Genomic DNA, 26,872 nt, shown 5'->3' on the forward strand with positions numbered 1-26,872 from the left:
TATTGATCGGAAAACTCCTGGTCGTGGTTGTAGATTGCGATCAACTATTCGGAGGTTTTTGTGTCTGGAATCAAAACCGACCCGGACGGGCCCATCGCGATCGGCGGGCGGTCGCTGGCGGACCAGCTGGCCCAGCGGACGCACGCGCTGGTCGCCGAGACCGTGCACGCGGTGCGGACCGAGGTGCCCTTCTATCGGTCGCTACCCGAGGAAGCGATTCGCATCGACGTCACCGCGATCGTGCGCCGGAACCTGGAACTGTTCATCGCGATGCTGAGGACCGCGGGTGAGCCGACCCCGGGGGAGGTGGCGGAGCTGCGTGATTCCGCCGGCCGTCGTGCGGAGGAGTTGGTGCCGCTGGCCGAGGTGCTGCACGCGTACCACCTCGGGATCCAGCACTGGTGGGCGGCGATCTCGGAGCTGGCCACCGACGGGGACGGCCCGGCACTGGCGCGGGCCGGGCGGCAGCTGCACACCTACCTGTTGGCCGCCACGTCCGCGGTGGTCGCCGGATACGGGTCTGACCATGCGCCCGCGGGGGAGGACGACGCCGCCAGGCGCGCCCTGCTGATGGCGTTGTCCGCGGGAACCGACCCGGCCGGGACTGCAGATCGGGTCGGTCTGACGCTCGCCCGGCTCTACTGGATAGTCGCGATCCACGTCGATCCGCACCCCGACGAATCCGCGGCGGAGGTGGACACCGCGGTGGCCGAGCGGCGCAAGGTGCGGCGGCTGCAGCGGGAACTCGACAACGTCGGCAGGGACAAGGCGCTGTGCGCGGTGACCAGCAGCGGCGGGACGGCGCTGATCCCCATCGTCGATTCCGATCCCGCCGAGGACAACTGGGGCGACAGCACGCAGTACGCCCAGCTGCGGCGCAATCTGCTCGATCTCGAACGGGCGATCGGCGCCGCGGTCGTCGTCGCGGTCTCCGCCGCGGCGCCGTCCCGGGTGCCAGGCGCGTTGCAGGAGGCCCGCGAGGTGCTCGAGGTGGCGCGGTGTCACGGGCACAGGAGCGGGCTCTTCCGGCTGCGGGACGTCCCGGTCGAGTATCAGCTGACCAGGCCGAGCGCAGCGCACGCGGTGCTGGCGAATCTGTTGTCCCCGTTGGATACCCACGAGCCGATCCTGCGAACCCTCGAGGCCTTTGTGGACGCCGGCTACGATCGGGCGGCCGCGGCAGTGACCCTGCACGTCCATCCGAACACGGTGCTCTACCGGCTTCGCAAGCTCGCGACGCTGACCGGGCTGGACGTGTCGTCGCCGAGGGATCTGGTCCGCGTCACCGCGGCGCTCGCGGCGAGGCGCTCGGGCTCCGGGCGGACCTGAACGGCAGTCGTTGTCGCATTCCGCGACGCGACCGGCCGCCGGTGCGTTTGTATGTCGGCATGGACCTGCAGACGATCTCCGACCGTATCGAGATTCAGGATCTGTTCACCCGCTATGCGCACGCGGTGGACAGCAAGGACTGGGATCTCTATCGCACCGTCTTCACCCCGGACGCGCACATCGACTACTCCACCGCGGGCGGGCCGGTCGGTGACCTGGAATTCGTCATCGCGCAGCTGGCGACGATGCTCGACCTGTTCGCGCAGACGCAGCATTTCGTCTCGAACATCGACGTGGAACTCGACGGTGACACGGCCCGGGTCCGGGCCATGTTCTTCAATCCGATGATCGTCAAGAAGGACAGGCAGTTCTTCTGCGGTGGCTGGTACAACCACGAGCTGGTCCGCACGCCCGAGGGCTGGCGCAGCCACAGCCTGGTCGAGGAGTCGGCGTGGTTCGACGGTGTGGCGGCAGCGTTCGCGGACTGACCGCGGCGTCGCGGGGTTAGCGTTGATCATGCGCATCGACATCGACCCACACTCGTCCACGGCGCCGTACGAGCAGCTACGGCTGCAGATCCTCGATCGCGTCCGGCGCGGCGAGCTGATCGCGGGCACCAAGCTGCCGACGGTGCGGGCCCTAGCCGAGGAGCTGGGGCTGGCCGCGAACACCGTGGCCCGGGCATATCGAGAGCTCGAACAGCTCGGGGCGATCGAGACGAGGGGGCGGCTGGGGTCCTTCGTGGCCGCGGTCGGAGACGCCTCGATGGCAGCCGCGCAGCGCGCCGCCACCGACTACGTCGCCACTGTCCGCGGACTCGGCCTCGGCGACGAGACCGCCGAGCGGTTGTTCAAGGCGGCACTGCGGGGGGCCTGAACGGTCCGGCGATCGACAGCATTGTTGACGCTTCAACCATGCTGTGTCAGAGTTGCTGATGTTCCCGTCCGTCGCGCCGCACATCGAAAAGGACTCCATCATGAAATCCGCCGCATTCCGCGACCTCGCCATCCTCATCGCCCGGGTCGGCATCGGCGTCATCTTCGTCGCCCACGGCTGGCAGAAGTTCTTCACAATGGGAATCGACAAGACGCAGGTCGCGTTCGAGGGCATGGGCGCGCCCATGCCCGACCTCTCCGCGATCGTGGCCGCGACCATCGAGCTGGTGGGTGGCTTTGCGCTCATCGCGGGGGTCGCCACGCCGATCGCCGGGATCCTGTTGTTCCTCAACATGGTCGGGGCGTTCGCCATCGTCCACTACGACAAGGGAATCTTCGTCGGCGAAGGCGGATACGAGCTGGTGTTGGCGCTCGGAGTGGGATCGCTGCTGCTCGCCGCGACCGGCGCCGGACGGTTCAGTGTCGACGGGATTCTCGGCCGTAAATCGTCTGCACGGTCGGCGGCGTAGCGGGACGGAGCCGCTCGGGTAGGTCGCCGTTCCACGCCTGTCGCGCTTGCTTTTGCCGGACCGGGCAAGCAACGTAGGAGCACATGGCGTCGAATTCCGATCTATCCGAGCAGGATTCCGACCGCACCGACGACGAGATCATCGGTCATGTCGTGACGCGCAAGACAGGTGTCAGGACCGACCATGTGGTATTCGGGGTCACGGCCGCGATCGTCGCCGCGATCGTGGTGTGGGGCCTGGTCGGTCCGGACAGCCTCGACTCCGTCACCGGCACCGTGCTCGACTGGCTTGTCACCAACCTGGGCTGGCTGTTCATCCTCGCCGCAACCGGATTCGTGTTGTTCGCGCTGTGGCTGGCGCTGAGCAAGTACGGCCGGATCCCGCTGGGGAAGGACGGCGAGAAGCCGGAGTTCAACACGGTCAGCTGGATCGCCATGATGTTCAGCGCGGGAATGGGCATCGGCCTCATGTACTTCGGTGTCGCCGAGCCGCTCGCACATTTCGTGAACCCACCGCCGGGGACCGACGGGGGCGTCGGCACCGCGATGGCGACCACGATGTTCCATTGGAGCCTGCATCCGTGGTCCACCTACGCGGTGGTGGGGTTGGCGCTCGCCTACGGCACCTACCGGCGTGGCCGCAAACAACTCTTCAGCTCCGCGTTCGTCGCGCTGCTCGGGCGTCGCGCAGAGGGGCCGATCGGCAAGGTCATCGACATCCTCGCGATCTTCGCGACCATGTTCGGAACCGCCGCGTCGCTCGGCTTGGGCGCGCTGCAGATCGGCTCGGGCTTCGAGGTCGCCGGCTGGCTGGAAGAAGCGGGCACGCTGCTGCTGGTCTCGATCGTCGCGGTGTTGACGCTGGTGTTTGTCGCGTCCGCGGTCTCGGGGGTGGCCAAGGGCATCCAGTGGTTGTCGAACATCAACATGGTGCTGGCGCTGGTGCTCGCGCTGTTCGTGTTCGTGCTCGGGCCCACGGTGCTGATCCTCAACCTGGTCCCCACCGCCCTCGGCGCCTACGCCGCAGAGATCGCGGAGATGTCCGCCCGCACAGCGGCATCGAGTAATCCGGAGACCGCCGAGTGGCTGTCCTCGTGGACGATCTTCTACTGGGCGTGGTGGATCTCGTGGACCCCGTTCGTCGGCATGTTCCTGGCCCGCATCAGCCGCGGCCGCACCATCCGCGAGTTCGTGATCGGCGTGATCCTGGTCCCGAGCCTCGTCAGCCTGTTCTGGTTCTCGGTGTTCGGCGGCGCTGCCATCGGGGAACAGCGCAGCGGCATCGACCTGGCGGGCCGCGGTAGCTCCGAATCTCAGCTCTTCGGCATGCTGGACAATCTGCCGCTGGCGGGCATCTCGACCGTCCTGGTGATGCTCCTGGTCTCGATCTTCTTCGTCTCCGGCGCCGACGCCGCGTCGATGGTGATGGGATCGCTGTCGCAGCGCGGCACCCTCGACCCCAGCCGCTGGGTGGTGATCTTCTGGGGCCTGGCCACCGGCGGGGTCGCGGCGTTGCTGCTGTGGACGGGTGGCGAGGACGCGCTGCACGGTCTGCAGACGATGACGATCATCGCGGCGGCACCGTTCGTCCTGGTGATGATCGGTCTGTGCGTCTCGCTCTATCGGGACCTGTGCCACGACCCGATGATCCTGGAGGCGAAGCGGGAGCGGCGGCGGATGCCGCGTCCCCGACGCGGGCCGAGCAGGTCGGCCAACAACGGTTCCTCGGAGTGAGGCGACGGAAACCCGTGAGCAGCACGGGTTTCCGTCGCATCGACGCGGTCAGCGGCTCAAGCCGGCCCTGAGCTCGTGCTTGCGGGCCTTGCCGGTCGCCGTCTTGGGCAACTCGTCGACGACGATCACTCGCTTGGGTACCTGGAAACCAGCCAGGTGCTGCTTGGCGTGGGCGATCACCTGGGCTTCGAGTTCGTCGGGTGCGGCGGTGGCGTCGGCGGCGACGACCACCGCGCACACCGCCTCGCCCCAGCGCTCGTCCGGCAGACCGACGACGGAGCACTCCTGGACCCCGGGCGCCGCCGAGACGACCCGCTCGACATCAACGGACGAGACGTTCTCGCCACCGCTCTTGATGATGTCCTTGAGTCGATCGGTGAACCAGACGACCCCGTCCTCGTCGAGATGACCGACGTCGCCGCTGTGGAACCAACCGTGCGCGAAGGCAACCCGATTGGCCTCGGCGTTGTTCCAGTAGCCGCTGCTGACATGCGGTCCCCGGTAGACGATCTCGCCGCTCTCGCCCGCGGGCAGCAGCGTGCCGTCCTCGGCCATGATCTGCACCTCGACGGTCGGGACCGGCGGGCCCCACGAGTTCGCCTTGGTGTGGCGGTGCTCGGGCCACTGCAGCACGGTCGCGGGCACCACCTCGGTCTGACCGGACCCCAGGATCACCGCGGCGTTCGGGAACGCCTCGTCGACCTGGTCGAGGAGCGCTTCGGGCATGGGGGCCATCGCATAGATGCACAGCCGGACCGAGGACAGGTCCCGCGCCGCGGCGGCCTGAGTGCCCACCAGTGCGCGGTACATGATCGGCAGGAACATCACGTGCGTCGCCCGGTGTGTCTCGATGGCGTCGAGCACCGCGCCCGGGTCGAACGGTCCTGGCAGCACCACCGTTCCGCCGATCATCAGCGTCGGCAGGACCAGCGTGTTCAGGCCCGTGGTGTGGAACATCGGCAGCACGTTGACCAGGGTCGCGTGCTCGTCACCCCAGGACGCGCCCTGCATCAGCGCGTTGGTCAGGCCCGCAACGAAGACCGAGGTGTGGCTGACCAGAACGCCCTTGGGCCGGGACGTGGTGCCGGAGGTGTACAGGCACTGCGCCACGTCGCGGTCCTCGACGAGCACCTCGAGTGGGCCGGCCGCCTCGCGGTGGGCGAGGTCCTCCCAGCAGTGACTTTCGAGCGACCTGCAAGCAGTCGCCAGCGGTCGGCTCGGCACCCCGCCGGTCGACTCGGCGGGCTCGGCGCCGACGAGGATCACGGACGTCACCTCGGTCAGTCCGGGCAGGATCTTCTCGAGCAGCGGTGCGAAGACGGCATCGGCGACGACGGTGGTGGTGCCGGAGTCGTTCAGGATCCATGCGATGTCCTCGGGTGCGAGCACCACGTTCACCGGCATCGCCACCAGTCCCGACTTGGCGCAGGCGAAGTAGGTCGCGACGAACTGCCACGAATTGCCCATCAGCATCGCGACCGGTTGTTGGCGGGACAGCCCGGACTCGAGGAGCGAGCGCCCGAAGGATTCCGCTGCTGCGTCGAGTTCGCGGTAGGTGACCGAGCGGCCGCGGTCCGCGATCGCGGTGCGGGAGCCGAACATTCGGGCCGACCGGGTGAGGGCGTCGCCCAGCGAGGTGCGGGTGGCCAGATTGACCTCGAGCGCGGTCAGACCGGACAGATCGGATTGCATACGTGGCCTCCACGGGACGTCGAAAGGACGCGCCACCCGAACGGCTGGGCGCCCACGAGGTTGGTGACTGGGGTCACATCGGGCCCCTTGGGAGGCGACTGTAGGCGCGAACGGAAAAACAATCAAGCATGCTTGATTGAATTGAACGGGGGCGACCCGAAGCCCGGGGTCAGCGCCAGCTCGGCAGCCACAGCTGCTGCTGCCAGGCCTCCGGGGTGATCGGGATCGCGGTGAGGATCGGCCAGAGCCAGATGAAGTTCGCGATCACCAGGCCGAGGTAGAGGCAGACCACGAGCAGGCCGGTGCCGCGCCGCTCCGCGGAGGCTCGGGCCCGGCCGATGATCTCGCCGAGCGCCAGCGCCAGTCCCATCACGAGGAACGGGGCCAGGGCAACGGCGTAGAAGTAGTACATCTGCCGGTCCATGGTGACGAACCACGGCAGCAGTCCGGCGCCGTAGCCGGTGAGCACGGCCGCGTAGCGCCAGTCCTTCGATACCACCGTGCGCCACAGCGCCCACGCGATCATCGGCAGCGCCAGCCACCAGATCGCAGGGGTGCCGATCAGCATGACCGCCTTGACGCAACTCGATGCGCCGCACCCGGAGATCTGCTCGCCGTCGGCGAAGTAGTACAGCATCGGGCGCAGCCCCATCGGCCACGACCACGGCTTCGACTCCCACGGGTGATGGTTGCCCGCGGAATTGGTGAGCCCGGAATGGAATTCGAGCACGTTTCCGCTGTAGTACCAGAGCGAGCGCAGCGCGTCAGGGACGAACGCGAATTGCCCGCCGAGGCCCACCTTGGTGCCGACGGCGTTCCTGTCGACGCCGGTCTCCGAGGCGAACCACGACCAGTAGCTCGCCAGGTACACCAGCAGCGGGATCACCACCAGCGCGTAGAGCGCGGGTCCCACGTCGCGCAGCCAGGCGCCGAACCACGGTCGGCGGACGCCGTAGGCGCGCCGGGCGGCGACGTCGAACGCGACGCTCATGAGGCCGAAGAAGACGATGAAGTACATGCCCGACCACTTGGTGCCGCACGCCAGCCCGAGCAGCACGCCTGCGCCGAATCGCCACCAGCGCACGCCGAGGCGTGGCCCGTAGGGGGAGTCGTGGATCCGGCCCTCGACCCACACCAGGGCCATCCGTTCGCGCACCTGGTCCCGGTCCACCACGAGGCAGCCGAACGCCGCGACCACGAACACGGCCATGAAGATGTCCAGCATGCCGATCCGTGAGGACACGAACGTGACGCCGTCGGCGATGATCAGCAGCCCTGCGATCGCCCCGACGAGGGTGGAGCGGGCCATCCTGCGGACGATCCGCACCACCAGCAGCACCAGGATGGTGCCCGCGACCGCGGACGCGAACCGCCAGCCCCAGCCGTTGTAGCCGAAGATCGCCTCGCCGACGGCGATCAACTGCTTGCCGATCGGTGGGTGCACCACGAGGCCGTAGCCGGGGTTGTCCTCGAGCCAGCCGCCGGTGAGCACCTGCCAGCCCTGGGGCGCATAGTGCTTCTCGTCGAACACCGGGGTGCCCGCGTCGGTGGGGTAGCCGAGCATGACGAAGCGGGTGATCGCCGCCAGGGTGGTCAGGAAGATGGTGACCACCCAGCCGCGCATCCGGTCGGTGGGGCCGGGGTCGAGGGCGGGCGCCGTCGGCGCCGGGCTGACGATCACGGTGTCGACTGCGGGCGTCGCGCGCTCGTCGGTCAACTGGGTCACGTCCTCGATCGTAGGCTGTGGGACATGAACGGTCGTCTTGTCCTAGCCGCGACACCGATGGGTGAGGTCCGTGACGCCTCCGAACGCCTCAAGGAAGCCCTCGCCACCGCGGACGTCGTCGCGGCGGAGGACACCCGCCGCACCAAGCATCTGGCGTCCGCGCTCGGGGTGGTGATCACGGGCAAGGTGGTCAGTTTCTACGACCAGGTGGAGACGACCCGGCTGCCGGCGTTGGTCGCCGACGTCACCGAGGGCAAGACGGTGTTGCTGGTGACCGATGCGGGGATGCCGTCGGTCAGCGATCCCGGTTACCGCTTGGTGGCGGCGTGCGTCGAGAAGGACCTGCCGGTGACCTGCCTGCCGGGTCCGTCGGCCGTGACGACCGCGCTGGCGCTGTCCGGTCTGCCGGTCGAGCGCTTCTGCTTCGACGGGTTCCCGCCGCGCAAGCAGGGGCAGCGCCGAACCTGGCTGGAGTCGCTGCGCACCGAGCAGCGGGCGTGTGTGTTCTTCGAGGCGCCGCACCGGCTGGCCGCCTGCCTCGCCGACGCGGTCGAGGTGCTCGGCGGGGACCGCCGCGCGGCGGTGTGCCGGGAGCTGACCAAGACCTACGAAGAGGTGCGCCGCGGCACCCTGGCCGAGCTGGCCGAGTGGGCGATCGAGGGGGCACGCGGGGAGATCACCGTCGTCCTGGAGGCCGCGCGGCTGGTCGCCGCGGAGCCCGAGGATCTCGTCGGGGAGGTGGAACGGCTCGTGGAGAGCGGGGCGCGGCTCAAGGACGCGTGTGCGATGGTCGCGACCGCCGGGGTGTCCAAGCGTGAGGTCTACGAGGCGGTGCTGGCGGCCCGACAGGGCTGAGTGGGTCCGGCGGCGCCGGATCGTCAGTTCGGCGGTGCGCCCATCAACATGATGAGGCCGACCGCGGCGGCGAGGACGAGTGCTGCGGCGAGGGTAGGTGGAACCGTGGACGCGATCTTGGCGGCGATTCTGCTCATGGTCACTCCGTCGTGTGTGGTCGGCCACGTGCACACCGGCGGGAACAACCCCCCCTCGGGCTGAACAGTTCCCGCCGGTGTGGCGCGGTGATGCAGGGCCCCCCGTGCGTCGAGATCAACTCTGCTCGGTGGCAGGGGCCCAACCAAACCGCGCGTCCCGGTATCCGGGTATCGTCCCAGTTCGCGGTGGGTGAGGAACTTTTCCGCAGCGGAATTTCCACGGCAGGAACTGGGGTGATCGACGATGTCCGGTGGCGATTCGGCCGATGCGGTGGACGATGCTGCGGAGGCACAGGCGCGGAGCCCGAGGAGCGACCCGGATGCACAGGCGCGGAGCCCGAGGAGCGACCCGGACACACAGGCGCGCCTGCACTTCGCGGATCAGTTGCGCCTGCTGTTCGCGACGGCAGGCGGGCCGGCCCTGAAGAAGGTCGTCTCCGAGGCGTCGGCGGTCGGCCGAACAATCGGCACGGACCGGCAGATCTCGGTCCAGCGGCTGAGCGACTGGCGTTCGGGCAAGCGGGTCCCCGCGACGTTCGACTCCGTCCGCCCGGTTCTGGTGGTCCTCATCCGCGCGGCCCAGGCGCTGCACGGCACCCAGCCGCCGGTCCCCGGCCTGTACTCGATGAAGCAATGGCTGGCGTGGTGGTCGAGTGCCCGCGATGCGAACGCCACCCGCGCCCGCGGCGAGACTGCCGATCAGGTTGTGCCTGCTCCGGTGACCGGGGTTCGTCCGTATCGGGGGCTCGAGCCGTACCGGGCCGAGGACTCGCGACTGTTCTTCGGCCGCGGCGGCAGTCTGCCCGGCCTGGTCGAGACGGTCACCTCGGCGCAGGGGCACGGACTGGTGATCGTGACCGGTGCCTCGGGAGTGGGGAAGTCCTCGTTGGTCCAGGCCGGTCTCGTCGCGGAGCTGGCGGGCCCGGGACCGGACGCCGGTGGTCGGCCGGTGGTGCTCACGCCGGGACCGCGGCCCTTGCAGGCGCTGGGCGAGGCGCTACCCGAGCTGCGGGAGGTGGCCTCGGATGCTCGGCCGGAGACCGTGCGCCGCGCGGTCCGCGCGGTCGCCGCTCGGCTGGAGTCGAACCCGCTGTTGATCGTCGTGGATCAGATCGAGGAGCTGTTCACCCAATGTGACGATCCCGAGGAGCGCGACCGCTTCCTCGCCCTTCTCGATCTCGCGGCCACGACGGTCGGCGCGGAGGAGACGCCCGATGCCGCGCCCGTTGTCGTCGCGACGATGCGTTCGGACTTCTACGAGCAGGCGCTGTCCCAGCCGGTGCTCGCCCGCGCGCTCGAACGCCACAGCAAGGTGCTCGCGCCGCTGACGCGGGAGGACATGGTGGAGGTGATCACCCAGCCCGCCCGGATGATCGGTCTCAAACTCGAGGCGGGGCTGGTCGACCTCATCCTGCACGATCTCGGGGTGCTCACCTCGGACGAGGGCGCGGGCACCGTCCTGCCGCTGCTCTCGCATCTGCTCGACACGATGTGGGAGCGCAGGCGCGGGGGAGTGCTCACCGTGGCGAGTTACCGCGCCACCGGCGGTGTGCGTGGGTCGGTCGCGGCGACGGCCGAGCGCACCTGGGCGGCGTTGGACGAGCGGGGCCAGGTGCTCGCCCGGGCGATGCTGGTGCACCTGGTGTACGTCACGGAAACCGGCACCGACGTGAAGATCCGGCGCACGCTGCCGCAGTTGCTGGCCTTCGCAGGCGAGGACACGGCCACCGGCAGGCAGGTGGTTGACCAGTTCATCGCGGCTCGGGTCCTGGTTGCGGACACGGAGAGCGTCGAGCTGATCCACGACGCGGTGATCGATGCCTGGCCGCGGCTGAAACAGTGGATCCAGGAGGACCGCTCGTACACCGCGCTTCGGCAGCAGATCGAGGCGGATGCCGCGAACTGGGAACAGGCGGACCGCAACAGCAGCCTGCTCTATCAGCGCGGCCGTCTCGACATGGTCGCCGAGCACGATGCGTCGAGGGTCGCCGTCGAGGGGCTGGGCGCGACGAAGGTGGCCGCCTCCCTGACCCCGACGGCCTCGGAGTTCCTCGACACCTCGACCGGGCACGTGCGCAGGGACACGTGGATCCAGCGGGCCGTGATGGCGGCGCTGGTGGTGTCAACGGTGATCGCGTTGGTCGCGGTGTCGATGGCCTGGACGGCGAAGCAGCGCGCCGAATCGGAGCGCTCGGCCGCTCAGTTCCGCCAGCTGATCGCACTGACGGATTCGCTGCGGGATTCCGACCCGACGACCTCCGCGCGGCTGGCGATCGAGGCCTGGCAGATGAAGGCGGGCAACGACGCCGCGTACTCGCGCCTGATCGCGACCGAATCGACTCCGGTGGGCCGCGTCCTGACCGGCCATCAGGGCCCGGTCTACGGGGTGGCGGTCTCGCGCGACGGCTCGACGATCGCCTCGGCCAGCGACGACCGCACCGTTCGACTGTGGGACCTCACCGACCGCAGCGAACCGCGACCGATCGGAGCCCCGCTCGGCGGGGCCGGGAAGTACATGGCGTCCGTGTCCTTCAGCCCGGACGGCAGGATCCTGGCCGCGGGCAGCGGCGACGGCCTCGTGTTCATCTGGGACATCACCGACAGATCCGCGCCGCGGCCGCTGCTCGACGGGACCAAGGTGGGGACCCGGGCGGTCCACAACCTCCGGTTCAGTCCGGACGGGCGGATCCTGGCCGTGCCCAACGACGATGGCACGGTGACGATGTTCGACACCTCGGACCCGTTCTCGGGTCGCTTCGGGTCCACGGTGCTGCCCGCGCATCAGGGCGCGGTCCGGACGGTGTCGTTCCGCGGGGACTCGGCGGTGCTGGCGACCGCGAGCGATGACCGCAGCATCCGGCTGTGGGACATCGCCGGGATGGGCGGGGGTGGCGCGCCCGTCCCGCTGCCGTCGGTGCTGACCGGGTTCGGCGACGTGGTGCACTCGGTGGCGTTCGCGCCCGACGGGCGGACGCTCGCCGCCAGCAGCGATGACGGGGTCATCCGGGTGTTCGACACCACAGACGTGCGGGCGGTCGGCGAGCTCGGCGCCCCGATCCAGGCCCACACCGGTGGGGTGTGGACGATCGCCTTCGCGTCGGACGGCGCGACGCTGGCGAGCGCCTCGTGGGACGGCACGGTGAAGACGTGGTCCCTCGACCCCGCCTCGCGGAGCCTGCGCGAGCTGCGTCCGGCCTTGACCGGCAACGGCGGCGGAGTCCCGGCGCTCGCCCTTGTGCCCGACGGCTCCGCCATCGTGACCGGGGGACAGGACTCGACGGTCCGGGTGTGGACCCTGCCGAAGACGGCGATCCACGTCTCGGCATCGGCGCTCACCCAGCCCGCGCCGAGCCGCGACGGATCGTTGGTGGCGACAGGCGGATACGACTCGGTGATCCGGCTGTGGCGGGTCGACGCGGATCGACGGTTGGCCCTTGCGAGTGCGCTCGCCCTGCCGCGCCCGCTCGGCGGAGCCCATGTGGTGGCGCTGGCTCCCGACGGCGGCACGATGGCGACCGCACCGACCTCCGGCGGTCAGGTGCAGCTCTGGGACGTGCACGACCCGGCCCACCCGCGTGCTCTCGGCGGACCGATCCTGACGCAGACGAGATTCACCTGGGAGTTGGCTTTCAGCCCGGACGGGTCGACGCTCGCCATCGGTGCGGACGACGTCAGTGTCCGGCTGTGGAACCTGGCGGATCCGGAACGGCCGGTGCCGTGGGGTGAACCGCTCGGCGGTCCGACCAATCTCGTTCGCACGGTGGCGTTCAGCCCGGACGGGCGCAACCTGGTGGCGGCCGACGCGGACGGCGGGATACACGCCTGGGACGTGCGGGACGCGGCCGGCCCTCTGGAGGTCGCGGTTCCGGACGGTGGTCAGGCGGACGGGATCAACTCGATCTCGTTCAGCCCGGACGGGGCGATGCTGGCGACCGGGGGCGACGAGCAGTCGATCGTGCTGTGGGACCGGGCGGGCGACGGATCGCTCACCATGAGGGGTTCGCCGCTGCGCGGACACACCGGCACGGTGTACTCGGTGTCGTTCGACCCCGACGGCCGCCACGTGATCAGCGGCAGCGACGACGGCACGGTGCGGCTGTGGGACGTCGCCGACGCGGGGTCGATGCGCAACGTCGGCGGGCCGATCACCACCGCAGGCACCGGTCGATCGCAGGTGGCCTTCCTGCCCGGTAGCCACGCCGCCTTCTCCGGGGACGGTGAGGGAGTGCTGCGGATCTGGGAGCTGGACGCGCCGTCGATCATTCGTCGGATCTGTTCGTCGACGGCGCCCTTGTCGGAGGACCGCGCGGCGGACTTCGAGCTGTCCGGCTCGGGCGAGCAGGCCTGCGCGCAGGCGTGAGGGCGACTACCCGAGCGACAAGATGCTCGACGCCTTGTCGAGGCATTCCTGCCATTCGGCGTCCGGGTCGGAGTCGATGGTGATGCCGCCGCCGACGCCGAGCACCGTGTTCCCGTCCGGGTCGAACTCGACGGTCCGGATCGCCACGTTCAGTTCGGTGCCCGCGAGCGGGGACGCGAATCCGACTGCGCCGCAGTACACCCCGCGATGGTCCGGTTCCCATTGTGAGAGGAGTTGGCGGGCGCGGTGTTTGGGGCAGCCGGTGACCGATGCGGGCGGGAAGGATGCCTCCAGCAGGGCCGCGGTGGTGGTGCCGGGCGCGGCGATCGCGGCGACGGTGGAGACCAGGTGCCAGACCCCAGGGGCGGGGTAGACGCCGAGCAGATCGGTGACCGTGACCGATCCGGGCACCGCGACCCGGCCGAGGTCGTTGCGCACCAGGTCGACGATCATCACGTTCTCCGCGACGTCCTTGACGGAGGCACGCAGGCGGTCCGGATCGTCGGCGATCGGCAGCGTGCCCTTGATCGGGCTCGAGCGGAGCAGGTTCCCGTGGCGGGAGAGGAACAGCTCGGGGGACAGCGACGCCACCGCGCCCCACGCGCCCTGCACGAAGGCGGCGCGGGCGGGCCGGGTCGCGGCCACCGCGTCGGCGAAGAAGTGCAGTGGATCGCCATCCGCGCGGCCGCGGAACTGGGTGCACACGCAGGCCTGGTACACCTCGCCCTGCCTGATGGCCTCGAGGCACTGCAGCACGCCGTTGCGGTGCGCCTCCCGGTCGGGGGCCGTCCACTCGATCCGCCAGGGCTGCGCGGGCGCGGCGGGCGCGGTGACCGCGTCCGACCATGCGGCGGGGCAGGGGTCGTCGGTCAGGCTCTCGTACCACCAGCACCCCTCGGGGTCCTGCCGCAACACCGAGTCCGTCCAGCCGCCTGCCGCGTCGGGGAGTGCGGCGGTGGCCCCGCCGGCCGGGCTGTCCGGGTAGGCGAGGTAGCCGATCCAGCCGCCGCCGATCAGTGGACGGTCGTCGCCGCGCGGCCCCGGTTGCCCGGGGGCGGTGTCCGTTTCTCGGTCGGTGAGGTCGAAGACGCTCGCCGTATCGACGGGTTCGGTGTGCACGGTCGGGGCCAGCACCGCCCTGGAGCCGAACCAGTCGCCGATCAGCGCCGCGGGCGCGGGTGTGCCGCGGTCGACGGCCAGGTTCGCGAGGGCGCGCAACACGTCGGCCGGGTCGCCGCCGTCACCAATCCGCTCGATCCGCACCCGACAAGCGTGACACGGCCTCGCCCGCACACCCGAATCGAGCGGTCACGGGCCGTCAGCGCGGGCCGCTACGCCACCGGTACGACCCGCGTGTCGCCTGCTTCGTCATGAACTGCACCGTCGTGCCGCAGACCTGCTCCTTCACCAGCGCTCCGACGCGGCCGGTGATCGCAGGCCAGACGGGGGAGTCGTCCGCGCGGGCCGGTTGGAAGGCTCCGCGTCGCCTGCCGAGGCTGATGCACTGGCCGACGAATCCGAGCGAAAGCGGCATCGGCGCGGTGCCGCCGAGGCGGGCGAGGATCGTGTCGGCGGCGTGCGCACCCATCGGGAGGGCGCTCTGGCAGCTCATCCGGAGGTGGCCGAGTTCGTCCGGCGGCCCTGCGACCGCGTCACCGGCGCCGACGATCGACGGTGCGCCTCGGCTGGTCAACGTGGCGTCGACCAGCAGGCGGCCCTCGGCGTCGACCTCGAGTCCGCTCCTGCGGGCCAGGTCGGGAACCGCGAATGAGGTCGCGAGCACCGCGCAATCGGACTGCAGGATCCGCCCGTCCGCGAGAGTGACCTTGCCCTCGGCGATTTCGGCCACCCGGTTCCCGTCGATCACCGTGACGCCGAGTGTGGCCAGCGTGGCGAGGATCTTGCGTCGCGTCCGCGGCGGCAGGGCGTGCGCCACCGGGGAGTCGGACACCAGGGTCACGGCGATCTCGGGATCATCCTCGGCGAGCTCGGCCGCGGTCTCGACGCCGGTCAGTCCGCCCCCGATCACGGTGACGGCGAGCGGTCGCGGCAGCGCGCGCAACCGGAGCCGGAGCAGGTGTGCCTGCTCGAACTCGGACAGGGAGAAGGCGTGTTCGGATGCCCCCTGGATGTGGTCGCGTCGGTCGGTGCTGCCGACCGCGTAGACCAGATGGTCGTAGGCGAGGTACTCGCCATCGGTCAAGCTGATCGAACCGGCCTGCGCGTCGATCCGCTCGACGGTCCCCACCCGCAGTTCCACCCCTGGGTGGAGCACCCGCTCGAATGGGATTGTGGCATCTGAGCTTCCGGTGACGAGCTGATGAAGCCGGATACGTTCGACGAATGCGGGCCGGGGATTGACGACGACCACTCGCGTGTCCTCGCTCCGTGATTTCAGCCTGTTCGCGGCCATCACCCCGGCGTAGCCCGCCCCGACGACCACCACATTTGCGCTCATCGGCGCACCCCCTTCGACACCTTCAGTTCGGCGACCACGGACGTGGCCGCGCGCACAGCGCTGTTGATCGCGATCTCCCCGCGCATCCCGGGGGCGGCGACCATGTCCCCGACGAGGTACACCCCCGAGCCCCTGTCGATCCCGGGTCGGTCGCGCCAGGTCTGGCCCGGCAGGTCGACGGCGCCGGTCCTGCCCCTCGCCGTCGCGGTCCGTTGCCAGGTGACCCGCTCGCGCCAGTCCGGAACCGTGAGATCGGTGAAACGATGCAAGCGGGTGCGGGCCTGGTCGACGGACTCGCCCGTGCGTACCGGCATGTCGATCTGGAACAGGGACTCGCCCGGCGGGGCGACGGAGCGGTCCTGCATCGAGTAGCACTCGTGGAAGCCGCCCTCGTCGAGGTCGGCGACGGTGAACAGGTCGCGCCGTCCCTCGCGGACCGCGAGGTCGAGCATCACGCAGTGCCCGCTCTGCCAGTGCAGCGACGAGTCGCCGAGGAGGGTTCGCGCGGAGGACAGTTCGGTCGCGACGATCGTCGGTGTCGACGGGATCGCCTCCACCCGGGAACCCAGCTCGATCCGGACCCCGAGGTCGCGTGCGCGGACCGCCATCCGGTTCGTGACCGCCTGCCAGCCGCCTGCCACGTAGCGGACGCCCGGCACCCTCGGCCCGTAGATCCGTTGAAACAGGCCCCACACGAAGGCCGCCGAGAGCCTCCCGGTGTCCGCGTCATAGGTGGCGACGCCGACCGAGTTCGCCATCGCCGCCGCGGCGTCGTGCCCGAAACGCTGTGCGGCCCAAGAATGGAAGTCCGTGTCGACGGGCGCGGTGATCCGCGGTGAGAGCTGGGCCCGCAGCATTCCCCTCGACGGGACCCGGCGAAACCTGCCACCCGACCGGAAGCCGAGCAGTCCGAGGCTCCGGAGCGGGGGCAGGCACCGATCATCGACGAATCCACGCCGCTTGAGCCACTGCCAGTGCGGGCCGTCCGCATAGAACACATGCGCGCCCTCATGAGCGACGTACGGGCCTGCCGTCGCGCGCGCCCGGCCCCCGAGCGTGCCGTGTGCCTCGTGCAGGGTTACCCGGGCGCCCGCCTCCGCGCAGACGATCGCCGCGGTCAGCCCGGCGAAGCCCCCGCCGATCACAGAAACCGAATCAGTCATGACAGCGACGTTAGAGAGCGATCAATGATTACTCCAATGCATTGATCGGGTCGTCTCGATGCGCTAAACGTATAGATATGACCCTGACGCAGCTCGCCTGCTTCCTCGCCGTCGCACGCACCGGGCATTTCACCAAGGCCGCTCGCGAGGTGCACCTGGCGCAGCCGTCCCTGAGCAGGCAGATCCTGGCGCTGGAGAAGGGCTTGGGCGCCAGCCTGTTTCACCGCGCACGCGGGAACATCGCACTGACCGCGGCGGGCGAGGCGCTGCTGCCGCTGGCGACGAGGATGCTCGCGGACGAGGAGCTCGCGTACCGGGAGATCGCCGAGCTGACCGGGTTGCGGCGCGGGCGGGTGCGTTTGGGTGCGCCGCCGAGCCTGTGTGTCAGTCTCGTCGCGGACCTTCTCGAGCGCTATCTCGCGACATACTCGGGTATTGCGTTGAACGTGAACGAAAGTGGATCGCGCTCGTTGGTCGACGCGTTGACCGGCGGACTGGTCGACATGGCGTTGATCGTCTCCAACACCGACCGCGACGAGGCGGCGCTCGAGGTCACTCCGCTGCTGCGGGAGGACCTGGTCGTGGTGTCCTCGGCCGCCGCCGATCCGCTCACCCGGCGAGGCGCCCTGACGCTCGACGAACTCGCGAGCTCCCCCCTGGTGATGTTCCACCGCGGATACGACCTGCGTGCGGTCACCGACGCCGCGTTTCAGCAGGCCGGGCTGACGCCGCGGGTCGCGGTGGAGGGCGCGGAGATGGAGGGGGTGCTGCGGTTCGTCGAGCGGGGTCTCGGCGTGGCCGTGGTGCCCTCGCTGGTGGCGGCCCACCGGCCCGGCTTGCGCCCGGTACGGCTGAAAGCGCCCGAGCTCAGCCGCACCATATCCCTGGCCCGCCGGGCCGACGTGCAACCGACCCACGCCGCGCGCGCGATGCAGGACATGCTGATTGCGGTCGTCGACGACATGGTCGCGGAAGGGACGCACGGGCTCACGCGCCTCTGATCCGCTTCACCCCGCGATCGCCTGTCCGCCCGCCGACAGCGTCGCCGCATCGGCCGCCGACCGTCCGGCCAGCACACCCCGCGGATCGACCGCGGAATGCTGCCACGTCTTGGTCGGACCGAACAGGCGGTCCACCTCGGCCTTCACCGCTGCCGCGCGCCCCGCGAGGAGGGGGAGCAGGTCCCCGAACCGGACTTCGGCGTCGACCACCACCCGTGCGGTCGCGGCCTTGTCCGCCTCGGTCAGTCGTTGACCGATCCGGATGGCGAAACCGAACAGGAAGGCCTTGCGGAACGATGTGGAACGCGAACCGTCCTCGCCCGCCTTGCTCATAGCCCTCGTCGCCTGGATGAGTAGCGAGGTGAACAGCATCTCGACCTGTTCGAGGTCGACGGCAGCGCCGACCATCGTGGCGGTGGCCATTCGTGAGTTGTAGAGGGTCCGAACATGATTGGCATGGCCGATCATGGTGAGCAGCAGGGCCTTCTGCTTGACGTACGGGTTGTCGAGGTGGACTCTCCTGCTGTGCACGGTGACGCCGACGCCGGGCTCGCCGGTCTCGAGCAGTGCGGAGCTGATCGCGTATCGGGTCATCAGCTCCTGGGCCTTGGCCGTGAGGGTTTCGGCCTCCTCGGTGAACTCGGTGCTCTCGGCCTTGGTGAGCAGTCCGCGAATCTTGTTCAACACCTTCGGATCTGCCGGGTGTGCGGGCCGAGTCGTCGTCTCGCTTCGCTGCCGCGGCCAGGCCGAGGGCGGCGGGCACAGTGCCGTCCATGGACCCAGGTGCTGCCAGAGAAACCCGAGCGATCGGGCGTGCGTCGGGTCGACCGTCGCGGTGGTCGCCGCCCATGGATGCGCGTCCGCGATCGCGCGCAGCTGGTCGAGCCACTGCTGAGGGGCCCTCGACCACGCGCGGCTTCGTCGAGATTCCTCCAGGACCAGCGCCGCCGCGGTGGGGGTCAGCGCGGCGTCGAGCGCGCGCCTGGTGACGTGGATGACGTCGGCGGGCTGCCAGCCGCGCTCGTACGCCTTGGCGAGCGCGTCGACGGCGGGCATCTGTCGAATATGTGTTCGATTATCGCTCATGGCGACAGTGTGCACCGGGGGTCCGACACGTATTCCCGTTGCAGGTCGGGGGTGGGTTCTGCCGCTACTTGCGCCTGATGGCGCGCTCACCCTTGGCCAGCGATGCGTTGTCCGCAGCGGCCCGCCCGGCATGCCAGCCCCTGGCGTCCACCGACCTGGCCCTTGCCGTTCTGGTGCTGGGGAACAGCCGGGTGAACTCGGCGTCGACCGCCGCGGAGGTGGTGGCGAGGACCGGCAGCAGATCGCTCAGCGCGATGGATTCCTCGGCGGCCGCCGCCTCGGTCGCCTTGGCGTCGGCATCGCGCAGTCGCTGCCCGATCCGGCTGGCGAACCCGGCGAGGAAGGCCTTCCGGAACCCGGTGGTGCGCGCACCACTGCGGCCCTCCGCGGCGCCGGACTGCAGGGCGCGGGCCGACTGGACGAGCAGCGAGGTGAACAGCAGGTCGACCTGCTGTAGATCGACCGGGGTCCCGACTGCGGTGGCGATGTCGAGGTCGCCGAACAGGACGGTGCGCACCCGGTTGGCGTCGCCGATCGCGGTCAGCAGGTGCACCTTCTCCTTCAGGTACGGATTCTCGAAGTGAAACCGGCGGCTGTGCACCACGGTCCCGCCCGCGTGGGCGCGTGACCGCAGCAGGGCGGCGGTGATCGCGTACCGCGTCATCAGTTCCTGTGCCTTCGCGGTGAATGCCTCGGCCTCCTCCGCGAACTCGGTGCGCTCCGCCTTGGCGAGCAGCCCCCGGATCCGGCCCAACACCTTGGCATCCACGGTGGTCGCGGGTTCCGCGGCCGCCGCGTCGGGTTCCGTGCCGGGGTGCGACCCCTGCGCTGACGGGGCCTCGCCTTCTGGCGGCCACTGCGACGGCAGGGGCAGGAGGATCATCCAGTCCGACAACCGGTTCCACTCCGCGGCCAGCTCGGACATCTGGTATCCCAGGAAGCCCGACCGTCCGGCGGTCAGGGCGCCCGCGAGGTGCCCGCCCCGCAGGTCGGTGACCGGCGTCCGGTCCGCCAGACGAGCCTGGTCCGGGTACAGCTCCGCGATGGCGTGCAGCTGATCGGACCACTCCCTCGGCGCCCGATCCGCCGCACCGCTCAGCCGCGCCTCGTACAGCAGCACGGCCGCGGCGAGGGCGGGCGGCGACTCGGCGGACCTGCGGGTCAGGTGCAGCAGGTCCGCGGGTTGCCAACCTCGCTCGTAGGCGCCCGCGAGCGCGTCGAGGAGCGCCGCGGCCTCGGACGCCGGTCGGCCGTCGTCGGGCACACCCATGTCAGGCGGTTTCGGGCTCCACGTACCGGGGGAACACCGGCGAGGGCGCGGGCAGCGGGTTGCCCGCCTCGATCCGCACGCCGAGACGGGCGAAGTCGCGGGCGTCCTCGTCCTGCCCGAGCAGGTCCAGGATTTTCGCCCCGGAGTCCGGCATCACCGGCTGGACCAGGATCCCGACGATGCGCACGACCTCGAGGGTCACGTAGAGCACCGTCGCCATCCGGGCCGGGTCGGTCTTGCGGAGCACCCACGGCTCCTGCTGCGAGAAGTAGCGGTTCGTCTCGCCGAGCACATGCCAGATCGCCTCGAGCGCCTGGTGCAGCGCCTGCTTGTCGAAGTCGGCGCGCACGGCCTCGAGGAGGGCGTCGGCCTTGGCCAGCAGCGCGCTGTCGTCGTCGGTGAGGTCGCCGGGGGTGGGGACCTGGGCGTCGCAGTTCTTCGCGACCATCGTCAGCGAACGCTGCGCGAGGTTGCCCAGCTCGTTCGCGAGGTCCGCGTTCATCCGGGTGACGATGGACTCGTGGCTGTAGCTGCCGTCCTGGCCGAACGAGATCTCCCGCAGCAGGAAGAAGCGGAGCGCGTCGAGGCCGTACTGCTCCACCATCTGGAGCGGGTCGACGACATTGCCGACCGACTTCGACATCTTCTCGCCCTTGTTGTACAGGAACCCGTGCACGAAGACGCGCTTCGGCAGCTCCAGGCCGGCGGACATCAGGAACGCAGGCCAGTACACCGTGTGGAAGCGGCTGATGTCCTTGCCGATGATGTGCAGATCCGCAGGCCAGAACTTGGTGAACGCCTCCGACTCGACGTCGGGGTAGCCGAGGCCGGTGAGGTAGTTGGTGAGGGCGTCGACCCACACGTACATGACGTGCTCGGGGTTGCCCGGCACCGGAACGCCCCAGTCGAAGGTGGTCCGCGAGATGGACAGGTCCTTGAGGCCGCCCTTGACGAAGCTGACGATCTCGTTGCGCCTGGTGTCGGGGGCGATGAACTCGGGCTGCGACTCGTACAGCGCGAGGAGCTTGTCCTGGTACGCGGAGAGCCGGAAGAGGTAGTTGGACTCCTCCGTCCACACCACGGGGGTGCCCGTCAGTGTCGAGGTGCGTGTGCCGTCCTCGAGCAGGGTGGTCTCGGCCTCGGTGTGGAAGGCCTCGTCGCGGACCGAGTACCAGCCCGCGTAGGTGTCGAGGTAGATGTCGCCTGCCTCGACCATGCGCTCCCAGATCGCCTGGCACGCGACCTGATGGTCCTCATCGGTGGTCCGGATGAACCGGTCGTAGGAGATGCCGAGGGTCTTGTCCATCGCCTGGAACACGTCGGAGTTCCTGGTCGCGAGCTCTTGGACGCTGATGTCCTCTTTGGCCGCGGTCTGCTGCATCTTCTGGCCGTGCTCGTCCGTGCCGGTCATGAAGAACACGTCGAACCCGTCGAGACGCTTGAAGCGCGCGATGGCGTCCGAGGCGATGTACTCGTACGCGTGGCCGACGTGCGGGGCGCCGTTCGGGTACGCGATCGCCGTGGTCATGTAGAACGGCGGTCGGCTGGCTTCGGGGCGGCTGGGTGCGGGTGACACAGTCATGGTGCGCCTACTCTATCTGCGTGCCAAGAGACCGTCCGGCCCCGGACCTGCCAGAGCCGCTCGAGCCCCTGATCGACTCACACACCCACCTCGACGCGTGCGGCGCCACCGACGCCGCGTCGGTGGCCGAGATCGTCGACCGCGCGGAGCGGGTCGGCGTCGGTCGCGTGGTCACGGTGGCCGACGATCTGGCCGCCGCACGGTTCGCGGTGGACGCCGCGAACTGGGATCCGCGCGTGTACGCGGCGACCGCCATCCATCCGACCAGGGCGAACGTTCTCGACGACGCGACAAAGGCCGAGATCGAGCGCCTCGCGGGCGATCCGCGGACGGTCGCGGTGGGGGAGACCGGGCTCGACTACTACTGGCCGGGCAAGCTCGAGGGCTGCGCCACCGTCGAGGAGCAGGTCGAGGGATTCCGCTGGCACATCGATCTGGCCAAGCGGCTGCGCAAGCCGCTGATGATCCACAACCGGGAGGCGGATCACGATCTGCTGGCGGTGTTGCTCGACGAGGGTGCGCCGGAGACGGTCATCTTCCACTGCTTCTCGTCCGACGCGAACATGGCGATGGCATGTGTGGAGGAGGGCTACGTGCTCAGCTTCTCCGGCACGGTCAGCTTCCGGAACGCGCGCGAGCTGCACGAGGCCGCGAAGCTGGTGCCCGACGACCAGCTGATCGTCGAGACCGACGCGCCGTTCCTCACCCCGCACCCGTTCCGCGGCGCACCGAACGAGCCGTACTGCCTGCCGTACACGGTCCGAGCGCTGGCACACACGCGCGGCCAGGATCCGCTCGAGCTGGCGCGGGCCTCGACGGCGACCGCCCGCCGCGTGTACCGGATCTAGCCTTCCGCTCGGCGAGTAGATTGGGCCGCACAGGTAAGCGACGAATGCACGGGTTCACGAATTCGACTCCCGTCGACCGCGGCGTCGACGTCATCGACGTGTACGTCGCGGCCTGGGAGATCGAGTGCTGTGCCCCTCCGCCCGAGGTGGGCCGAGAGGCGACGTGGGTGCTCGCCTACACCGCGGGCGACACCGAGCCGGAGACCTTCCACCGGCCGGTCCGCTGGGATCGGATCGGCCGCAAGCTCACCGCCGGGGGCGTCAGCGCCTACTGGCGAGACGCGCCCGACGACCTGTCCGACCACCCCACCGGGCTACGCGGCCGGCTGTGGGGGACGGTGCACGGCGCCGATGTACCGGATGGATTCGACAGCACCACCGGCTCCGTCCTGGGTGTGTACCTGCTGGACGAGCTGTACCGCGAGAACGAGATCGGCGCGTGGTGCCCGCTCCCCGGGACCGCGGTGCGGACCCCGATCTCGAAGAGCCCCAATTGGTTCGGCGGCAGCGGGAGCTTCGTCTCCGGCATGGACTGCCACAAGCAGACCGGGGTGGTGGTGGAGCTGGCGGTCCCGGGCTGACACAGCAGCCGCCGAGTGTGCGGTTATCGAGGCATCGCCCGAGAGCGACCGACGATAGCTGCACACTCGGCGAGCGGCGCGCGCTCGGCCTACAGCACCTTCTTGAGGAAGTCCTGGGTGCGCGGGTGCTGCGGGTTCCCGAACAGCTCCGCGGGGGTGCCCTCCTCGACGACGAACCCGTCGGCCATGAAGATCACCCGGTCGGACACCTCGCGGGCGAAGCCCATCTCGTGGGTCACCACGACCATCGTCATGCCCTGATCGGCGAGGTCGCGCAGCACCTGCAGCACCTCGCCGACCATCTCCGGGTCGAGCGCGCTGGTGGCCTCGTCGAACAGCATGATGTCCGGGTTCATGGCCAGCGCCCGGGCGATCGCCACGCGCTGCTTCTGCCCGCCGGACAGGTTGGCGGGCTTGGCGTTCGCCTTCTCGCCGAGACCCACCTGCTCGAGCAGTCGCTGCGCGGTGGCCCTGGCCTCCTCCTTGGTGGCGCGCTTGGTCTGCACCGGCGCCAGCATCACGTTCTCCAGCGCGGTCATGTGCGGGAAGAGGTTGAAGTGCTGGAACACCATCCCGATGTGCTGGCGCACCTTGTCGATGTCGACCTTCTTGTCGGTCAGGTCGTAGCCGTCGACGATCACCGTGCCGCCGGTGATGTCCTCGAGCTTGTTCAGGCAGCGCAGGAACGTGCTCTTGCCGGACCCCGAGGGCCCGATCACGCAGACCACCTCGCCGTTGGCGATGTCCACGTCGATGCCCTTGAGCACCTCGTTGTCCCCGTACGCCTTCTTGAGGCCGGAGACCTGAATCTTGGTGGTGGGCGACGCAACCGGCGCCGCTGACGACTCCGTCATGCGTTGATCCTCTTTTCGAGCCGGTCGGACAGTTTGGTCAGCGCCATGATGATGACGAAGTAGAAGATGCCGACGATCAGCCACATGTTGAAGGACTCGAAGTTCCTCGCGATGATGATCTTGCCGGTCTGGGTGAGCTCTGCGATGCCGATCACCGACAGGATCGAGGTGTCCTTGAGGGTGATGACCGCCTGGTTGACGAACGACGGCATCATAGTGCGCACCGCCTGCGGAAGCACCACCTTGCGCATCGAGGCCATGTAGTTCATGCCGAGGCTGCGGGAGGCCTCCATCTGGCCCTTGTCGACGGACTGGATGCCGCCGCGGATGATCTCGGTGATGTAGGCGCCCGCGTTCAGGCTCAGGGTGATCACGCCCGCGGTGAACGCCGGCATCTGGAAGCCGAGCGCGGCCGGGATGCCGAAGTAGATGAAGAATGCCTGCACCAGCAGCGGGGTCCCGCGGAAGATGTCCACGTAGGTGACGCCGATCGCGCGCAGGAACTTGCTGTGCGAGACCCGCAAGAACCCGAAGACCAGGCCGAGCACCAGCGCGATCGCCAGCGACACCACGGTCAGCACGATGGTCATCCACAGGCCCTTGAGCAGCTGCGGGTAGGTGTCCTTGAGGAGCGAGAAGAAGTTGTTCCCGCCCTGGGCCTCCTGCGCCCCCTCGCCGAGGTAGGTGTCGAGGATCTTGTCGTACTGGCCGCTGGCGCGCAGGTTCGCGAGTCCGGCGTTGAACTTCTCGAGCAGCTCGGCGTTCTGGCCCTTGGAGACCGCGAACCCGTAGGAGTTGCCCGCCTCCTTCTCGCCGACCGCCTTGAGGCCGTTGCCCTGCGCGATGCCGTACAGCAGCACCGGGTAGTCGTCGAACACCGCGACCGAGTTACCGGTCTTGACGTCGTCGTACATGCTGGCGGAGTCGTCGAAGGTGACGGTGGTGAAGCCGTACTTGTCCTTGATGGACTCGGCGAACATCGCGCCCTCGGTGCCGGTCTTGATCGCGACCCGCTTGCCCCTGAGGTCCTCGTAGGACTCGATGTCGTCGTTCGACTTCGCGACCGCCATCTGGACGCCGGAGTCGAAGTACGGATCGGAGAAGTCGAAGACCAGCTTGCGCTCGTCGGTGATCGACATGCCTGCGATGACGCCGTCGACCTGGCGCGACTGCAGCGCCTGCACGGCGGCGTTGAAGCCGAGCGGCTTGACCTGGTACCGGAATCCCTGGTCCTCGGCGATGGCCTTGAGCAGGTCCATGTCGATGCCGACGAAGTCGCCCTGCTCGTTCTGGAACTCGAACGGGGCGAACGTCACGTCGGTGGCGACGACGTAGGTCTTGTCGGGGTCGGATTGCGCGTTGGCGGTTCCGGCTCCGAGGACGAGGGCGAGCAGGGCGAGGAGGCCGATCACGACGGGTAGTCGGTCGAGTCTTCGGCGCGATTGTGTACGCATCCGCGTGAGCATTCCTGGTCACGATTGCATGAGCAAACTACTCAGCCCTGTGTACCGATTTGAGACCTTCATTTGCACTGGTCAGAGCCTCGCGGTTGCCAGGAGTCTCCATGCTCGTTACCGTACTGTGATCGAACCGCGTCGGGAACACCCCCGACGACCGTCGGCCCCCAGGACTCCTCGTGTCACCTTTTGCTCGGATCAACAACGCCAACTCCCCGCTCCTACGCGTGGTCGTCGGGGCCCTGCTCCTCACCCTGATCGCGGGTGGACTGCTCGCGGTGTTCCGCCACAAGACGGTCACCGTGGACGTCGACGGGGAGACGATCGCGTTGAGCACGATGAGCACCGAGGTGGTCGACGTCCTCGCCGACGCCGGTTACTCGGTCGGGGACAAGGACGTGGTGGCGCCCGCCGCCGACTCCGCCGTAGCCGACGGGTCGACGGTCGTGCTGCGTCGCGCCCGTGAGCTCGCGCTCACCGTCGACGGCGAGCCGCGCACCATCTGGACCACCGCGCTGACGGTGGACGAGGCACTGCAGCAGCAGCGGCTCGAGGCGGACGTGCACGTCTCCGCCTCCCGCTCGCAGCGTCTCCCGCTCGACGGCGCCGCGCTCGACGTGGTGAGCCCCAAGCTCGTCAGCCTGATCGACGGCGCGGCCCCGGCGGCCGAGATCCGGTTGGCCGCGCCGACCGTTGGTGAGCTGCTGGCCGCCAAGGGCGTCCCGCTCGAGCAGGCGGACACCGTAATGCCCACGGCTGACACCAAGATCACGGACGGCATGCAGGTCGCGGTCACCCGCACGCGCACCGAGAACGTGACCGAGACGCTGCCGCTTGCGCCGCCGGACCAGCGCATCGAGGACCCGACGATGAACATGAGCCGGACCGTCGTGGAGAACCCCGGCGCCCCCGGCGTGCACGACGTGACGTTCGCGATCACCAAGGTCAACGGCGCCGAGACCGGCCGCCAGCAGCTCGACGCCGTCGTCACCACCCCTGCCCAGCCGAAGGTGGTCCGGGTCGGCGCAAAGCCCGGCACCGAGGTGCCGCCCGTGAGCAACGGCGCCACCTGGGACGCGCTCGCGCAGTGCGAGGCGACAGGCAACTGGCACATCAACACCGGCAATGGCTTCTACGGCGGCGTGCAGTTCGACCAGAACACCTGGGAGCGGCAGGGCGGACTGAAGTACGCACCGCGCGCCGACCTGGCCACCCGCGAGGAGCAGATCGCCATCGCGAGCAGGACGCAGGCGACCCAGGGCTGGGGCGCGTGGCCGTCCTGCACGTCCCGCCTCGGAATGCGCTGAGTGTCGGATTTCGCGGCAGCTCGGCAGA

Annotated in this window: 21 protein-coding genes; 11 read left to right on the forward strand and 10 right to left on the reverse strand. The window is 69.4% G+C overall.

Translation table 11 applies throughout. From position 1 onward, the window contains the following. The first annotated feature begins 60 nt into the window (after positions 1–60). The 5 genes from ACWFRB_RS10510 to ACWFRB_RS10530 all read left to right on the forward strand — a co-directional run bounded on the left by ACWFRB_RS10510 (position 61) and on the right by ACWFRB_RS10530 (position 4,467). Positions 61–1,329: a PucR family transcriptional regulator gene (locus ACWFRB_RS10510; protein ID WP_452640808.1), complete on the forward strand. Its 1,269-nt coding sequence runs from the start codon at positions 61–63 to the stop codon at positions 1,327–1,329. Between the two features lie 59 nt (positions 1,330–1,388). Next, on the forward strand, positions 1,389–1,817 hold the full coding sequence (locus ACWFRB_RS10515) for a nuclear transport factor 2 family protein (protein WP_452640810.1): 429 nt from the start codon (positions 1,389–1,391) through the stop codon (positions 1,815–1,817). Positions 1,818–1,845: 28 nt separating this feature from the next. Then, on the forward strand, positions 1,846–2,205 hold the full coding sequence (locus ACWFRB_RS10520; protein ID WP_097212254.1) for a GntR family transcriptional regulator: 360 nt from the start codon (positions 1,846–1,848) through the stop codon (positions 2,203–2,205). Positions 2,206–2,305: 100 nt separating this feature from the next. Further along, entirely contained in the window at positions 2,306–2,734 is a 429-nt protein-coding gene (locus ACWFRB_RS10525; protein WP_452640813.1) for a DoxX family protein, read from the forward strand. A gap of 83 nt (positions 2,735–2,817) precedes the next feature. Continuing rightward, positions 2,818–4,467: a BCCT family transporter gene (locus tag ACWFRB_RS10530; protein WP_452640814.1), complete on the forward strand. Its 1,650-nt coding sequence runs from the start codon at positions 2,818–2,820 to the stop codon at positions 4,465–4,467. Positions 4,468–4,515: 48 nt separating this feature from the next. Here ACWFRB_RS10530 and ACWFRB_RS10535 read toward each other — a convergent pair whose 3' ends face one another. Together ACWFRB_RS10535 and ACWFRB_RS10540 are read right to left on the reverse strand one after the other, a co-directional pair. Next, on the reverse strand, positions 4,516–6,159 hold the full coding sequence (locus ACWFRB_RS10535) for a class I adenylate-forming enzyme family protein (RefSeq protein ID WP_452640816.1): 1,644 nt from the start codon (positions 6,157–6,159) through the stop codon (positions 4,516–4,518). 169 nt (positions 6,160–6,328) lie between these two features. Further along, entirely contained in the window at positions 6,329–7,885 is a 1,557-nt protein-coding gene (locus tag ACWFRB_RS10540) for a dolichyl-phosphate-mannose--protein mannosyltransferase (protein WP_452640817.1), read from the reverse strand. Between the two features lie 24 nt (positions 7,886–7,909). On the opposite strand from ACWFRB_RS10540, the gene rsmI reads away from it, so the two are divergent. Both rsmI and ACWFRB_RS10550 read left to right on the forward strand, forming a co-directional pair. After that, the gene (rsmI, locus tag ACWFRB_RS10545; protein ID WP_452640818.1) at positions 7,910–8,740 is read left to right on the forward strand and encodes a 16S rRNA (cytidine(1402)-2'-O)-methyltransferase; all 831 of its coding nucleotides are present in this window, start codon (positions 7,910–7,912) and stop codon (positions 8,738–8,740) included. 381 nt (positions 8,741–9,121) lie between these two features. Then, complete coding sequence (locus tag ACWFRB_RS10550) at positions 9,122–13,237, forward strand: WD40 repeat domain-containing protein (protein WP_452640820.1); 4,116 nt, start codon at positions 9,122–9,124, stop codon at positions 13,235–13,237. Between the two features lie 6 nt (positions 13,238–13,243). Here ACWFRB_RS10550 and ACWFRB_RS10555 read toward each other — a convergent pair whose 3' ends face one another. From ACWFRB_RS10555 to ACWFRB_RS10565, 3 genes are read right to left on the reverse strand one after another with little or no spacing between them, the layout of a single operon-like run. Then, entirely contained in the window at positions 13,244–14,500 is a 1,257-nt protein-coding gene (locus tag ACWFRB_RS10555) for an aminodeoxychorismate synthase component I (protein ID WP_452640822.1), read from the reverse strand. A 55-nt stretch (positions 14,501–14,555) separates the two neighbouring features. Further along, positions 14,556–15,695 (reverse strand): NAD(P)/FAD-dependent oxidoreductase, encoded by a 1,140-nt coding sequence (locus tag ACWFRB_RS10560; protein WP_452640823.1) that lies wholly within the window; start codon positions 15,693–15,695, stop codon positions 14,556–14,558. Continuing rightward, positions 15,692–16,858: a phytoene desaturase family protein gene (locus ACWFRB_RS10565; protein WP_452640825.1), complete on the reverse strand. Its 1,167-nt coding sequence runs from the start codon at positions 16,856–16,858 to the stop codon at positions 15,692–15,694. Before ACWFRB_RS10565 ends, ACWFRB_RS10560 begins: the two co-directional genes overlap by 4 nt. 77 nt (positions 16,859–16,935) lie before the next feature. Here ACWFRB_RS10565 and ACWFRB_RS10570 point away from each other — a divergent pair, with 77 nt between their 5' ends. After that, positions 16,936–17,859 (forward strand): LysR family transcriptional regulator, encoded by a 924-nt coding sequence (locus tag ACWFRB_RS10570; RefSeq protein ID WP_452640827.1) that lies wholly within the window; start codon positions 16,936–16,938, stop codon positions 17,857–17,859. A 6-nt stretch (positions 17,860–17,865) separates the two neighbouring features. On the opposite strand, the gene ACWFRB_RS10575 is transcribed toward ACWFRB_RS10570, so the two are convergent. The 3 genes from ACWFRB_RS10575 to metG form a co-directional block, all read right to left on the reverse strand. After that, complete coding sequence (locus tag ACWFRB_RS10575; protein ID WP_452640829.1) at positions 17,866–18,945, reverse strand: DUF2786 domain-containing protein; 1,080 nt, start codon at positions 18,943–18,945, stop codon at positions 17,866–17,868. A gap of 64 nt (positions 18,946–19,009) precedes the next feature. After that, the gene (locus ACWFRB_RS10580) at positions 19,010–20,215 is read right to left on the reverse strand and encodes a DUF2786 domain-containing protein (RefSeq protein ID WP_452640830.1); all 1,206 of its coding nucleotides are present in this window, start codon (positions 20,213–20,215) and stop codon (positions 19,010–19,012) included. Between the two features lies 1 nt (position 20,216). Beyond that, positions 20,217–21,797, reverse strand: a complete 1,581-nt coding sequence (metG, locus tag ACWFRB_RS10585) for a methionine--tRNA ligase (protein WP_452640831.1) — start codon at positions 21,795–21,797, stop codon at positions 20,217–20,219. A 20-nt stretch (positions 21,798–21,817) separates the two neighbouring features. On the opposite strand from metG, the gene ACWFRB_RS10590 reads away from it, so the two are divergent. Both ACWFRB_RS10590 and ACWFRB_RS10595 read left to right on the forward strand, forming a co-directional pair. Continuing rightward, the gene (locus ACWFRB_RS10590) at positions 21,818–22,645 is read left to right on the forward strand and encodes a TatD family hydrolase (protein ID WP_452640833.1); all 828 of its coding nucleotides are present in this window, start codon (positions 21,818–21,820) and stop codon (positions 22,643–22,645) included. 44 nt (positions 22,646–22,689) lie between these two features. Next, positions 22,690–23,226, forward strand: a complete 537-nt coding sequence (locus ACWFRB_RS10595) for a DUF6578 domain-containing protein (RefSeq protein WP_452640834.1) — start codon at positions 22,690–22,692, stop codon at positions 23,224–23,226. An 89-nt stretch (positions 23,227–23,315) separates the two neighbouring features. Here the strand turns inward: ACWFRB_RS10595 and ACWFRB_RS10600 are convergent, their stop codons facing one another. Together ACWFRB_RS10600 and ACWFRB_RS10605 are read right to left on the reverse strand one after the other, a co-directional pair. After that, positions 23,316–24,080: an amino acid ABC transporter ATP-binding protein gene (locus ACWFRB_RS10600; protein ID WP_452640835.1), complete on the reverse strand. Its 765-nt coding sequence runs from the start codon at positions 24,078–24,080 to the stop codon at positions 23,316–23,318. Beyond that, the gene (locus tag ACWFRB_RS10605) at positions 24,077–25,534 is read right to left on the reverse strand and encodes an amino acid ABC transporter substrate-binding protein/permease (protein WP_452640836.1); all 1,458 of its coding nucleotides are present in this window, start codon (positions 25,532–25,534) and stop codon (positions 24,077–24,079) included. Before ACWFRB_RS10605 ends, ACWFRB_RS10600 begins: the two co-directional genes overlap by 4 nt. Before the next feature lie 182 nt (positions 25,535–25,716). Between ACWFRB_RS10605 and ACWFRB_RS10610 the strand changes: the two genes are divergently transcribed. After that, positions 25,717–26,844: a transglycosylase family protein gene (locus ACWFRB_RS10610; protein WP_452640837.1), complete on the forward strand. Its 1,128-nt coding sequence runs from the start codon at positions 25,717–25,719 to the stop codon at positions 26,842–26,844. The last annotated feature ends 28 nt before the right edge of the window (positions 26,845–26,872 follow it).

It is taken from the genome of Rhodococcus sp. NPDC055112 (genome assembly GCF_053607505.1).

Excerpts from the sequence above, each read along its gene's own strand:
- ACWFRB_RS10515 (WP_452640810.1), top strand. The coding sequence starts at position 1,389 with ATGGACCTGCAGACGATCTCCGACCGTATCGAGATTCAGGATCTGTTC.
- ACWFRB_RS10520 (WP_097212254.1), top strand. The coding sequence starts at position 1,846 with ATGCGCATCGACATCGACCCACACTCGTCCACGGCGCCGTACGAGCAG.
- ACWFRB_RS10525 (WP_452640813.1), top strand. The coding sequence starts at position 2,306 with ATGAAATCCGCCGCATTCCGCGACCTCGCCATCCTCATCGCCCGGGTC.
- ACWFRB_RS10530 (WP_452640814.1), top strand. The coding sequence starts at position 2,818 with ATGGCGTCGAATTCCGATCTATCCGAGCAGGATTCCGACCGCACCGAC.
- ACWFRB_RS10535 (WP_452640816.1), bottom strand. The coding sequence starts at position 6,159 with ATGCAATCCGATCTGTCCGGTCTGACCGCGCTCGAGGTCAATCTGGCC.
- rsmI (WP_452640818.1), top strand. The coding sequence starts at position 7,910 with ATGAACGGTCGTCTTGTCCTAGCCGCGACACCGATGGGTGAGGTCCGT.
- ACWFRB_RS10550 (WP_452640820.1), top strand. The coding sequence starts at position 9,122 with ATGTCCGGTGGCGATTCGGCCGATGCGGTGGACGATGCTGCGGAGGCA.
- ACWFRB_RS10560 (WP_452640823.1), bottom strand. The coding sequence starts at position 15,695 with ATGAGCGCAAATGTGGTGGTCGTCGGGGCGGGCTACGCCGGGGTGATG.
- ACWFRB_RS10565 (WP_452640825.1), bottom strand. The coding sequence starts at position 16,858 with ATGACTGATTCGGTTTCTGTGATCGGCGGGGGCTTCGCCGGGCTGACC.
- ACWFRB_RS10570 (WP_452640827.1), top strand. The coding sequence starts at position 16,936 with ATGACCCTGACGCAGCTCGCCTGCTTCCTCGCCGTCGCACGCACCGGG.
- ACWFRB_RS10575 (WP_452640829.1), bottom strand. The coding sequence starts at position 18,945 with ATGAGCGATAATCGAACACATATTCGACAGATGCCCGCCGTCGACGCG.
- ACWFRB_RS10580 (WP_452640830.1), bottom strand. The coding sequence starts at position 20,215 with ATGGGTGTGCCCGACGACGGCCGACCGGCGTCCGAGGCCGCGGCGCTC.
- metG (WP_452640831.1), bottom strand. The coding sequence starts at position 21,797 with ATGACTGTGTCACCCGCACCCAGCCGCCCCGAAGCCAGCCGACCGCCG.
- ACWFRB_RS10595 (WP_452640834.1), top strand. The coding sequence starts at position 22,690 with ATGCACGGGTTCACGAATTCGACTCCCGTCGACCGCGGCGTCGACGTC.
- ACWFRB_RS10600 (WP_452640835.1), bottom strand. The coding sequence starts at position 24,080 with ATGACGGAGTCGTCAGCGGCGCCGGTTGCGTCGCCCACCACCAAGATT.
- ACWFRB_RS10605 (WP_452640836.1), bottom strand. The coding sequence starts at position 25,534 with ATGCGTACACAATCGCGCCGAAGACTCGACCGACTACCCGTCGTGATC.